At 34.0% G+C, this 13,247-nt stretch carries 7 protein-coding genes; 6 read left to right on the top strand and 1 reads right to left on the bottom strand.

The features are described from left to right. Nucleotides 1-70: 70 nt before the first annotated feature. Nucleotides 71-1,216 (bottom strand): formylglycine-generating enzyme family protein, encoded by a 1,146-nt coding sequence (locus tag LXH21_RS09985; RefSeq protein ID WP_239865358.1) that lies wholly within the window; start codon nucleotides 1,214-1,216, stop codon nucleotides 71-73. Nucleotides 1,217-1,686: 470 nt separating this feature from the next. Between LXH21_RS09985 and mnmE the strand changes: the two genes are divergently transcribed. The 6 genes from mnmE to LXH21_RS10015 all read left to right on the top strand — a co-directional run bounded on the left by mnmE (nucleotide 1,687) and on the right by LXH21_RS10015 (nucleotide 13,238). Then, nucleotides 1,687-3,087: a tRNA uridine-5-carboxymethylaminomethyl(34) synthesis GTPase MnmE gene (gene mnmE, locus LXH21_RS09990; protein ID WP_239865360.1), complete on the top strand. Its 1,401-nt coding sequence runs from the start codon at nucleotides 1,687-1,689 to the stop codon at nucleotides 3,085-3,087. Between the two features lie 337 nt (nucleotides 3,088-3,424). Further along, nucleotides 3,425-6,637 (top strand): type I restriction-modification system endonuclease, encoded by a 3,213-nt coding sequence (gene hsdR, locus LXH21_RS09995; RefSeq protein WP_239865362.1) that lies wholly within the window; start codon nucleotides 3,425-3,427, stop codon nucleotides 6,635-6,637. Continuing rightward, the gene (gene rhuM / locus LXH21_RS10000) at nucleotides 6,637-7,626 is read left to right on the top strand and encodes a virulence protein RhuM/Fic/DOC family protein (protein WP_239865364.1); all 990 of its coding nucleotides are present in this window, start codon (nucleotides 6,637-6,639) and stop codon (nucleotides 7,624-7,626) included. The genes hsdR and rhuM overlap by 1 nt, the downstream gene beginning before the upstream one ends. Before the next feature lie 34 nt (nucleotides 7,627-7,660). Beyond that, nucleotides 7,661-9,121 (top strand): class I SAM-dependent DNA methyltransferase, encoded by a 1,461-nt coding sequence (locus tag LXH21_RS10005; RefSeq protein ID WP_239865365.1) that lies wholly within the window; start codon nucleotides 7,661-7,663, stop codon nucleotides 9,119-9,121. Beyond that, on the top strand, nucleotides 9,121-10,653 hold the full coding sequence (locus LXH21_RS10010; RefSeq protein ID WP_239865368.1) for a restriction endonuclease subunit S: 1,533 nt from the start codon (nucleotides 9,121-9,123) through the stop codon (nucleotides 10,651-10,653). Before LXH21_RS10005 ends, LXH21_RS10010 begins: the two co-directional genes overlap by 1 nt. A 59-nt stretch (nucleotides 10,654-10,712) precedes the next feature. Continuing rightward, nucleotides 10,713-13,238, top strand: coding sequence for an McrB family protein (locus LXH21_RS10015; RefSeq protein WP_239865369.1), 2,526 nt, complete (start codon nucleotides 10,713-10,715; stop codon nucleotides 13,236-13,238). The last annotated feature ends 9 nt before the right edge of the window (nucleotides 13,239-13,247 follow it).

Below are 13,247 nucleotides of genomic sequence, written 5' to 3' on the forward strand. Positions count from 1 at the left end.
AGTAACCGTAAGACAAAACAAAGGCCCTAAAACAATTGCTTTAGGGCCTTGTGATAATTTTTAAAATAAATTACTTCACACATCTAAAACCAAGATGATTGGCTCCCGATTTGATTTCACCATTACCTCTTGTACCTACCATGTAACGGCTGCAATATTCACTAGTACATAAGAATGAACCTCCCCTATGTACTCTTTTTAATTCATTGTTTCCAGAACTATCATAAGGTGCTGTTTCTGGTCCTTGAGGATTACGAACCACTTTTCCACCTTCACTGATTTCGGCATAATACGTTTCGCTATACCAATCTTGTACCCATTCCCAAACATTACCACCAACATCATACAGTCCGTATCCGTTAGGTTTGTATTGTTTCACAGGAGCGATACCTGCAAAGCCATCTTCTGCAGAATCACCTTCTTGCACAGGAAAGGTACCTTCATATATATTAGCTTGATATTTACCATCAACCTTTAAGGTGTTTCCCCAAGCATATAAGTTACCTTCTTTACCACCTCGAGCAGCAAATTCCCATTCCGCCTCAGTTGCCAATCTTTTCCCTGCCCATTTTGCATAGGCAACTGCATCTTCATAAGCAATATGTACTACGGGATAATTTCCTTTATTTTTAAGATCGCTAGTTGGTCCCAATGGATGTTTCCAATCTGTACCACCTACAAAATCCCACCATTGCAAAAAGTTATTTAAATCGACCTTATTTGGAGTAGGCTTAAAAATAGCCGAACCGGCAATAAGAAATTCTTCGGGAACATTTGGTAATTCTTCAGCTGTAGGTCTAATTTCAGCCACTGTTTTATAACCCGTTGCTTTTACAAAAGCTGCAAATTGATCGTTGGTAACTTCTGCTTCATCCATCCAAAATCCATCAACATAAACGCGATGTATTGGTGAAGCATCTTTTGTTATTCCTTTTACACTACATAAACTTTCGTCTGCCACATCACTACCCATAGAGAATTCTCCACCTGGAATCCAGACCATTCCACTAGGTGCAGCAGTTTTCGGTTTGTTGTTCTTATTTTCGATAGTAGGCAAATGTAGCGGACTAATCACTTTTGAATTTTCATCTGGACAGTCTAGTGCAATGTCATTATTATTTTTGGAGGCGACTGTAGTGTAACCCGCATAGGCAAACCCTAATACGCATACCGTGACAGCGACAATAAGTCCTGTTTTTTTTTGTTGTTGGTTCACGAGAAAATATTTTTTTTTTGATTTATGGTTTAATCTATAGTTATAGAACAAACAAAGTTCTTGATTTATAATTTATAAGCCTACTTTTTGCATCCTTTTTTAACTATTTTAACTAAATGTATACTTAAAATAAACATGAAATGAATCTCAACACAAATTAAATGTTTCATAAAATGGATACAATATGAATTACACGACTAATTAAAAGTGAAGCATGAAGAACAGGAAGTAATAAAAAGAATCTATAACTGCAGTTAAATAATTGGCAGAACTATAGAATTTAAGGGGAATTTAAAATTAGAAATTGTGAATAGCAATACCAATCAAATTCCAATTTGCTTTCAATTATAAATAGTAGAACGGAAAAAAGCAGAATTAAAGTTAGAACTTAGAATGATTGTAATAATCAAGCCAAATCGGAATCCAAGACTTCTATAGTTTTACTACCTTTGCAGTCAATTATATATACAATGCTAAACAACGACGCCATAGTAGCACTAGCAACACCATCAGGAGCTGGAGCCATCGCCATCATAAGAATATCAGGACAAGAAGCCATTACCATAGGGAATTCGGTTTTCAAATCCATCAAAAACAAAAATTTATTAAATCAAAAAACACATACCCTTCACTTAGGGCATATTGTTGATGATACTAAAACCTTAGACGAAGTCTTGGTTTCTATATTCAAAGGACCCAACTCATACACGGGCGAGAACACAATCGAAATTTCTTGTCACGGCTCTACTTACATTCAGCAACAAATTATACAATTATTACTTCGCAAAGGTTGCCGTATGGCCGATGCCGGTGAATTTACCCTACGTGCTTTCTTAAACGGTAAATTAGACCTTTCGCAAGCCGAAGCTGTTGCCGATTTGATTTCGTCAGACAATGAAGCCAGCCACCAAATTGCGATGCAGCAAATGCGTGGTGGATTCTCTAATGAAATAGCCAAACTACGTGAGGAATTATTGAATTTCGCTTCGCTTATCGAACTCGAATTAGACTTCGCCGAAGAAGACGTAGAATTTGCCGACAGAACACAGTTTCATGAACTCTTAAACCGAATAGAATTTGTCTTAAAACGCCTAATCGACTCCTTTGCCGTTGGAAACGTAATAAAAAACGGAATCCCAGTAGCCATTGTTGGCGAACCAAACGTTGGGAAATCAACTCTTTTAAATGCTTTATTAAACGAAGAACGCGCCATCGTTTCAGAAATTGCTGGAACCACTCGTGATACGATCGAAGACGAGTTGGTCATTGGCGGAATCGGTTTCCGCTTCATCGATACTGCTGGTATTCGCGAAACAGTAGACATCGTAGAAAGCATCGGAATCAAGAAAACTTTTGAAAAAATCGAACAAGCGCAGGTTGTTTTGTACTTGTTTGATAGTTTAAAATTCAAAGTTCAAAGTTCCGAATACATCATCGAAATTGAAAAGATCAAAAATCAGTTTCCATTGAAACCCATGGTTGTTGTTATCAATAAATTGGATTTATTATCAGAACTTGAAATTAATACCATTCAAAAAGAGCTTGAATCCTTGAACATTCAACTAATTTTTCTGAGTGCCAAACAAAACATCGGGGTCGACGAACTTAAAAATCAACTCCTATCCTTTGTGAACACAGGAGCTCTTCGCAACAACGAAACTATCGTTACCAACACAAGACATTACGATTCATTATTAAAAGCCCTAGATGAAATCACGAAAGTAAAATACGGACTAGAAACCAACCTTTCTAGCGACCTCATGGCGATCGATATCAAAGAAGCTTTGTACCATTTCGGGATGATCACCGGGCAAGTTACAAATGATGAATTGTTGGGGAATATTTTTGCTAATTTTTGTATTGGGAAATAATCTAAAAACATATAATACACTTTAAAACAGTGAATTAAAACATTTTATAAATTTATTTTTATCAAATCGATAGCAGTCGAGATACAAGAATAAACGTCGATTGCTCTCGATATGACAAAAAGGAGTACCTTATAAATAGTAAAGGAATAAGCCAAGAAAATCAACTAATAATTCACTTAATTTAACAAGAGTAAATTAAAAAAAAACATTTATTTCATGCCATTACGGTTTTCCGTATAAATTTATAATCATTTTCTGTATGTTTGTAGATAGACTATATAAAGTATGTATTTTGATGTAAAAATATATCTAGATTAGTACAATAGAAAGATCATAAATGGCTTCAACATTCTCATTCCTAGAAATAAATTATCCTGAGCTATTCACTATTAGTGAATTATCTGAGCGGTTAATTTATATCGATCCTAGTTCATCCTTATCTAAGTCTCGATTATTTTCTGAGAAATTGGCACAACTAATTTGGCAATTTGAAGATTTGGCGCCTTTTGAAGGAAATCAAGTGGAACGAATCAATCAATTGTTTTATAAAAGCTGTATTCCAGATGTTGTAAGAGACATTTTTCATGCAATTAGAAAATCAGGAAACAAGGCTAGTCACGATGGAAGCGGTTCGAAGCAAGAAGCCTTATATATTCTCAAAAAAAGTTTTCAATTAGCGAAGTGGTTTTATGAAACCTATGAGAATGATTATATAGAAACTACAGAATATCAACTTCCTGAAGATGATCAGAAAGTTAGTTTAGATAAATTAAATGCTGAACTGGAACGATTATCAAAACAAGTAGTCGATTATCAAACAAAAGTGGCTACAATCAATGCAACACCTGAACTCGTAACTGCGAGGCAGCAACGTGCCGTAACGAATGCCAATAACATAGGTAAAACCGAAGCAGAAACAAGAGCGATTATTGATGAACAATTAAGAGATGCTGGCTGGGAATGTGAAACGGAGAAGCTTAATTACAAAAAGAATAAGTCGCTACCCGAAAAAGGAAAGAATAAGGCAATAGCAGAATGGCCATGTAATGGTAAATGGGCTGATTATGCTTTGTTTGTGGGGCTAGAGTTGTACGGTATTGTGGAAGCTAAAAAGTTTGCCACGGATATTTCGACTGATTTGCATCAATCAAAAATATATGCTGAAAGAATAGAAATACAAGACAATTTCAAATTGTTAGGAAACTGGAATGGCTATAAAGTTCCTTTTCTTTTCTCTACCAATGGTAGAAATTATTTGGAACAAATAAAAACCAAAAGCGGTATTTGGCATTTAGATATTCGGAAAGAACGCAATAGAGCAGATGCACTACGAGGTTGGTTTTCACCGCAAGGATTAGTTGATTTGTTTGAAAGAGATATTGAAACTGCAAATAGCCGATTGCAAGTAAGTGAATACGATTATTTACAAAATCCCAGTAGTTTAGGGTTACGCTATTATCAAATAGATGCTATTAAAGCAGTAGAAGAAAAACTTATTAATTATCCCGAAGACAAACGTTCTCTGTTGGTTATGGCGACGGGTACAGGAAAAACCAGAACAACTATTGGCTTGGCCTACCGCTTCATCAAATCAGATCGTTTTAAGCGTATTTTATTTTTAACGGATAGACGTTTGTTAGCATCTCAGGCATTAGGAAGTTTCAAGGACAACAAAGTAGAAGACATTAATACCTTTTCTAATATTTATAAAATAGAGGAAATGAAGAATGTGTATCCAGAAACTGAAACGAGACTTCATTTTGCTACCGTTCAAAGTATGGTGAAACGTCTTTTTTATTCGGATAAAGAAACTTTAGCTATTGATGCATACGATTGTATTATTATTGATGAAGCACATAGAGGCTATAATTTAGACAAAGAAATCAACGAAGAGGATTTATCCTTTAAAGACGAGAATGATTATGTAGGGCAGTATAAAAAAGTGATAGAATACTTTAATGCTTACATTATTGGTTTAACTGCTACGCCTGCTTTGCACACCACTGAAATTTTTGGAAAGCCCGTACACAATTATTCCTATCGTGAAGCGGTTATTGATGGTTTCTTAACGGACCATGAGCCTCCTTATATTATTAAAACCAATTTAAGCGAAAATGGTATTCTTTGGGAGAAAGGCGAAAAGCCAAAGGCATTTAATCCTGAAACCAATTCAATTGAAGACCTCGCTGAATTAGAGGATGAATTACTAGTAGAAATAGAACAATTCAATAAACTAGTGATTACTGAGCCTTTCAATAGAGCGGTAATAAAAGAATTAGTTCAAAATATAGATCCTGAAGGAGACGAAAAAACCTTGATTTTTGCAGTTCGGGATTTTCATGCAGATTTGATTGTTGATTTATTAAAAGAAGAATATGCCGAAATAGGTATTGATATTCCTCAAGGGGCTATTCAAAAATTAACAGGGAATGTATATGATGTTGAGAATTTAACCAAACGATTCAAAAACGAGAAGTTCCCCAATATTGTAGTGACTGTTGATTTATTAACGACAGGAATTGATGTGCCTCAAATAACTAATTTGGTATTTTTACGCAGAGTACGTTCCCGTATTTTATTTGAACAAATGTTAGGTCGAGCCACTCGTTTGTGTCCAGAAATCAACAAACAATTCTTTAAAATTTATGATGCTGTTCGAGTTTATGAAGCTTTAGAAGATTTTACACAAATGAAAACCGTTTCTAATCCTTCTATATCCTTTCAAAGATTAATCGAAGAATTGGATTTTATTGATTCTCCTGAACGTTCCAAAAAACAATTAGAACAGATTGTTGCCAAGTTACAACGCAAAAAGAAACAAATTAACGAGGGGCAACTGGAACAATTCATGTACTTGGCCAAAGGAGATAGTCCTGAAGAATTTATTAAAAACCTATTGGATATTGAAGGGCAAGACATCAAAAAAGTATTGACTAATTATGCTAGTCTTTGGGATTTCTTAGATAAAAAAGTGTATCAACCTAAAATGCAATTGGTTTCAGACCACCATGACGAAGTAATAGGTATCGAACGTGGGTACGGGAAGGCTTCGAAACCAGAAGATTATATCGAGGGGTTTAAAACCTTTATCGAAGAAAACCGCAATACCATTTTGGCCTTAAAAATGATCTGTACGAAGCCTTCGGATTTGGATAGAAAATCATTAAAAGAACTAAAATTAATATTAGACCAGGAGGGATACAATGAGTTGACTTTGAACGCGGCATGGAAAAACGCCAAGAATCAAGACATAGCAGCGGATATTATATCTTATATTCGAACTTTAGCATTAGATACTGTTTTAGTAAGTCATGAAGACCGAATTAAAAATGCGATTGCCAAAGTAAAAGCGATGAAAGATTGGAATATGCACCAATTAAAATGGATTGAACGCTTTGAAAAACAATTGCTGCATGAAGATATCTTCGATAAAGAATTTATCAACCAAACCTTTAAAGAAGAAGGTGGTTTAGCTCGTATTCAAAAGATATTTAACAACGAACTGGATCAAGTGATTGCTTTGTTGAATGATAATTTATTTACAGCCTAATGAGTGATATTATAATTTATACTTCCAAAGGAAACCATACTCAAATTGAAGTCCAGTTTGAAGATGAAACGGTTTGGTTAAATCAAAAACAGATTGCAGAAGTTTTTGGAACAGAAGTGCCGGCTATAAATAAGCATATTAAAAATATACTTAAAGAGTCTGAATTGTCGCCTGAAGCAACTATTTCCAAAATGGAAATAGTTCAAATAGAAGGAAGCAGAAAAGTAACTAGAAAAGTTGATTTTTATAACCTTGATATGATTATTTCGGTGGGGTATAGAGTGAATTCAGCTAAAGCTACCAAGTTTAGAATTTGGGCAACCCAGCGCTTAAATGACTATCTTGTAAAAGGCTATTCACTAAATGAAAAGCGATTAAAAGAACTCAATTATAAATACAACGAAATACAGCAAGCTCTAAAACTGGCTACAAAAGCGGCTAATATTGAAAATTTATCATCAAACGAAGCCAAAGGAATTCTAAAAGTATTAGAGCAATATGCCTATGCTTTAGAAACTTTAGATAAATACGATCATCAAAAATTAAGTATTGATTCGAATTATATCGCTACCGAAACTAAGCATCTTACTTATGATGAAGCGATTAAAGAAATACGCATTTGGCGAGACTTTCAACAGACAGGAAATTTATTTGGTAACGAAAAAGATCAGTCCTTTAAAAGTTCTTTAGAAACTATTTATCAAACTTTTGATTCTGTAGATTTGTATCCCACTATCGAAGAAAAAGCAGCCAACCTCTTGTATTTTGTAGTGAAAAATCATTCGTTTTCGGATGGAAATAAACGAATAGCAGCGGGATTGTTTATCTACTTTTTAGACCTGAATAACAAATTACTAAACCACGAAGGAAATAAGAAAATTGCCGACAATGCCTTAGTAGCTATAACAATTATGATTGCCGAAAGCAGATCAGAAGAGAAAGACATGATGACCAAATTAGTGGTCAATTTAATCAACGATAACAATTAACAGGTGTACCAACCTGAAACTTTAAACATTAAAAATGAGCGCACAAGAAATAGCTAATAAACTCTGGAATCTTTGTAATGTATTGCGTGATGATGGGGTAACCTACCACCAATATTTAAATGAGCTGACCTACATCCTTTTCCTGAAGTTGAGTGAAGTAAAAGGATTTAGTCATGAAATTCCGGAAGAATTTCAATGGAGCTACTTTGTAAACGAACATGATAATGCCGAAGCTTTTGCCCGTTACCGTGAGTTTCTTGCAACCGTAAGTGACAAAACAACAAGCCAAAGTATTAAAGAAATTTACAGCAATGCTTCAACAAGTTTGCGCAAGCCGGTCAACTTTAATTCATTGATTGTTGCTATTGATAAACTGGATTGGTACGAAGAGGACGATCGTGATGTCATGGGTGATATTTACGAAAGCCTATTAGAGAAAAACGCAGGCGAAAAGAAAAGTGGCGCAGGACAATATTTTACCCCACGACCGTTGATTAATATCATGGTTGATTTGATGGTACCCAAAATTGGCGAACGCTGGACAGATCCCGCAGCGGGAACTTTTGGTTTCATGATCTCAGCAGATTATTACTTGCGTAGCAAAAACGATAATTATTATGATCTAACCGAAAAAGAAAGACAGTTTCAAGTAAACGATGCCTTCTCTGGTGTAGAGCTCGTGCCTGATGCACACCGATTGGCACTGATGAATGCCCGTTTGCACGGAATGGAAAGCAGTATCTACCTAGGCGATACCTTGACCGAATTTGGTAAAACCCTAAATGGTTTTGATGGTGTATTGGCAAATCCTCCATTTGGTACTAAACAAGGTGGCGAACGTCCAAGCCGTGACGATTTTACGTTCCCTACGGCCAATAAGCAATTGAACTTTTTGCAACACATATACCGTAGTTTAAAGAAAGACGGTAAAGCCAGAGCAGCAGTAGTCTTGCCTGATAACGTACTTTTTGAAGACGGTGACGGACAGAAAATACGCCGTGACTTAATGGATAAATGCAACTTGCACACTATTTTGCGTTTGCCTACGGGGATATTTTATGCCGCAGGTGTAAAGACCAACGTACTGTTTTTTACCCGTGAAAAAACCGAAACCAACAATACCCAGAATGTTTGGTTTTATGACATGCGTACCAATGCACCAAGCTACGGAAAGCGCACGCCATTTACAGAGAAAGCCTTTGAAGATTTTGTTTTGGCTTACACAGGAGGAATTCCTTTTGATAAAGTAGAAAAGGATTATATTGGTTTGGTGTCTGATGACAAACGTAGAACGATAAAAGACGAACGTTGGAACTGTATTACCCGTGACGAAATTTCAACCAAAAACTACAGCCTAGATTTAGGTTTAATTGCTGATAATACATTGACCAATAGCGATGATTTAGGTGAACCGATTGACATTGCTAAGGAAGCTTTAAGTGAATTACAAAGCATTACGGAGCAATTAAATGCCATGATAAAAGAATTGAACTAATGGAAAGTAAATTGCCGAAAAATTGGGTAAAAACATCACCATTGGAAATTTCTAAAATAATTAGAGGTGTTTCTTATGGTAAATCGGATGCTTTTCAATTTGAATTTGATAATTCTTGTTTAATTCTAAGGGGAGGAAATATCCAAGATGGAGAAATTGTTGATGGTAAAGACAATGTTTATGTTTCAGTAGATCTAATTAAAAACGAACAATTCATTCAAAAACATGATGTAGTAATTGTTGGTTCAACTGGAAGCAAGAATTTGATTGGTAAGGCAGCTACATCATTATTTGAAAGTGACAAAATTAGTTTTGGTGCTTTTTTAATGAATATTCGAGCATCTGAAACCATTGATAAAAGATATTTCAGTTATTATTTTCAAACAAATTACTATAGGGAAGCGATTCGAAATTTAGCGGGAGGTGTCAATATCAACAATATTAGAAAAGAATATATTGAAAACCTTTATTTCCCCCTTCCACCATTAGCCGAGCAAAATCGCATTGTAGAAAAATTAGATCGTTTATTTGCCCAACAGGAAATTCTAAAAACCAGTATGGCAAAGGTACCTTTATTACTTAAGGATTTTCATCAGCAAGTGCTTACGCAAGCCGTTACTGGGAAATTGACTGAGGAATGGAGGAAAGGGAAGGAGTTGGATTCTACTACTGATTTACTGAAGAAAATTGAAATTAGAAGAAAGAAAAATGCAACGATAACTCTTTTAAAAAAATTAGACGAAATATATAATGATAATTCAAAAAGCGTAATATATAATATTCCTTCCGAATGGAAGGAAATTAATCTTGATAGAGTTTGTGAAAAATTTAGTTATGGAACTTCAACAAAATCAGATAATGAAGGAGAATATGTAGTTTTAAGAATGGGGAATTTGCAAAATGGCAAAATTGATTGGTCAGATTTAAAGTTTACATCTGAAAAAAGTGAATTTGAAAAATACAAATTGGAAAAAGGAGATGTCTTATTTAATAGAACAAATAGCCCTGAATTAGTTGGTAAAACATCTGTTTATGAAGGTGAAAAGGAATCGATTTATGCAAGTTATTTAATTAAAATATGGAATTTTATGGAATTAAATTCATACTATTTAAATTATGTTTTGAATTCAAATTTTGCAAAAAAATGGTGTTCTGAGGTTAAATCTGATGGAGTGAGTCAGTCAAATATCAACGCTCAAAAATTATCAAAGTTTACTATTCCTTTTCCTTCACCAGAAGAACAGCTACAAATCGTTCGTCGAGTAGAAAAATTGTTTGCCAAAGCAGATGCTATAGAGGAACAATACAAAAGCTTAAAGTCAAAAATAGATACGTTGCCCCAAGCCATCTTGCATAAGGCGTTTAAAGGGGAGTTAAGTGAGCAGTTAGATAGTGATGGAGATGCGATAGAGTTGTTAAAACAAATACAGGAGTTAAAAATAAGTGCAGTAAAACCTAAAAAAGCTACGACAAAAAAAGTAAAGAACTATCCTGAAGGGGATGGGGTTTTGGGGATGGTGGCTGAGAAATAAATAAAAAAATTAGAATTATTCTTTAGAGGATTTAATAATAGCTTACACAAAAGTCAAAAATGAGTAATCATAAAAACAAGGTAAATTCGGACAATGTTTCAATTGGAGAAGTAGCATTGGAAACAAAAACAGAGCAAAATTTTGCAAAGCTAATTGAAAATTATAAAAAACTCATTACAGTCAACCGCTTAAAGGATGAAAAATACAAATGGGAATTGTTGCATAACTTTCACGGCAGACCAAATCTAGATGCACCAGATTTTTATACTGAAATCAAAAGTATCAAATTTGGTAATTTGATGTATGCTATGGGAGTTGCGGTAATTCACCATCTAGCCAAAGACAAGCCAGAAGAAATGCGCTTACTTTTCAAAAAACTATTTAATGAAAGTGTCCCCCTAAAAGACAGGATTAAAGCTTTTAATGTTGATTCTCTACAAATTTATCGAAGTTTAGGTGAAACACTTGCACACCATCAAGATGAAAGAACAATTGCGACCTACCTTACTTTTCATAATCCTGAAAAGTATACTTTTTACAAATTTTCATTTTATAAGAAACTGTGTATATTATTAAATGAAAAGGTAGCGGTAAAAAACGAAAAATATATTCATTATTTACAACTGATAAATCGATTAGATAAAGAATACATCCGAAAAGATCTCGAATTAATTGATTTAGTTAAAAGTATAATTCCTGAATACTACGATGGATCAAGCAATTTACTTTTAATACAAGACATTTTATTCCAAATGTTACATATGAATCAAGAAGGTGATGAAGATAATGTGAAAGAGGCATTTATCGATTGGTTGATAGCGAATGAAAGTGGCGGAAATTATTTTATAAATCAATTCGGAGCAAAAAGAGATCGCCTCGAAGAAGAATTGAATTCTTACGAAGAAGAATATAAAAGTGAATTTAAAACTGAGCTGTTTAGAGTCAAAGATGAAAAATATGAGAATCATATCAAAGAAGTAAGCTCAAATATTTATAACACAGCAACTTCTTTCAGCAACTTTTCAAAAGATCATTTTTCTGGTCGCCCAACTGCTATTTTAGGTAGAGAGCAGTATTTAAAATTTTTAGAAGAATGTCTTGCAGAAGATGAAGATGACAATATTACTGAACTTATTGAAAAAGAAAGTATGAATAATCCACTCAATCAGATCTTGTACGGACCTCCTGGTACGGGAAAAACGTACAACACAATTAACAGTGCAATTTCGATAATAAATCCAAGTTTTGATATAAAGCAAACTCGCGCTGCAGTGAAAACTGAATACGAGCGCCACGTTGAAAGTGGTCAAATAGTATTTACGACCTTTCATCAAAGTATGAGTTATGAAGATTTTATTGAAGGAATAAAGCCTAAAACAGTTTTGAGTCATTTGCAATATGATATTGAAGATGGCGTTTTTAAATCTTTGGTAAGAAAGGCATTAGTAGAATACATTCGAAAAGATTCTAGTAGTGAAGAGACTAATGATTTTGATACACTTTATAATGATTTTGTAAAAAGCATCAAATCATCAGAGGGCAAACGTGAAGGTACTTTTAAGACCAAAACAGGAGTTGAAATTATGCTTGTTGAGGCTAATAATAATTCTATTTTAGTAAAATATGTATGGAGTGATAATTCTAAAAAAGATTCTGAAGGGCAACATGTTTTTAGTGTTACTAAAGAGAAATTAAAAAAAGTATTATTAGAAGGTATTGATCCTGCTAAAATTAAAAGTTTAAAAGCAGATTTACATCCGCTTATAGGTCATATACACTGTGAACTTTTTGCAGTTTATAAAAGTTTCTACGATTTTGTGATAGCGAATAAAGGTGAGATCGAAACTATCCATTTTGATGAAAATGAACTTTCTTTTGAAGATGTAAAAGAACAATTTGATTTGTTAACTAAAGAAGATATTAATTCTAAAACGGTAAAGCCCTATGTCATAATTATTGACGAAATAAATCGTGGAAATGTTTCAGCGATTTTTGGCGAACTAATTACATTGATAGAAGATGATAAACGTTTAGGCAAAGATGAAGCTTTGGAAGTTATCTTGCCCTATAGCAAAGCAAAATTTGGAGTACCGCCTAATTTGTATATTATTGGTACTATGAACACGGCTGACCGTAGTGTTGAAGCTCTTGATACTGCATTACGAAGACGTTTTAGTTTTGAAGAAATGATGCCTGAGTATGCTGAGTTGGTTGAAATTCAAATTGAAGGATTTAATTTAGCAGATATATTGAAAACAATCAATGAAAGAATTGAAGTTTTATTAGATCGAGATCATACAATTGGACATTCATATTTCTTAAAAGTGAGCAGCGAAGAACAATTAAAAGCGACTTTCAAGAATAATATAATTCCATTATTACAAGAATACTTTTATGGAGATTACGAAAAAATTGGACTGATTGTAGGAAGTGGCTTTTTTGAAAAATCAGAAAAATTCACCAAAGAATTATTTGCTTCATTTGAGACGCAAAATCACCCAGACAGCGGGTCTATTTTGAGATTAAAAACAATCGATGAAAATTTTGATATAGTTGGCGCTATCAAATTACTTTTAAACATTTAGAATCTAAAA

Source organism: Flavobacterium algicola (assembly GCF_022399565.1).
In the GTDB taxonomy this organism is placed as follows: domain Bacteria; phylum Bacteroidota; class Bacteroidia; order Flavobacteriales; family Flavobacteriaceae; genus Flavobacterium; species Flavobacterium algicola.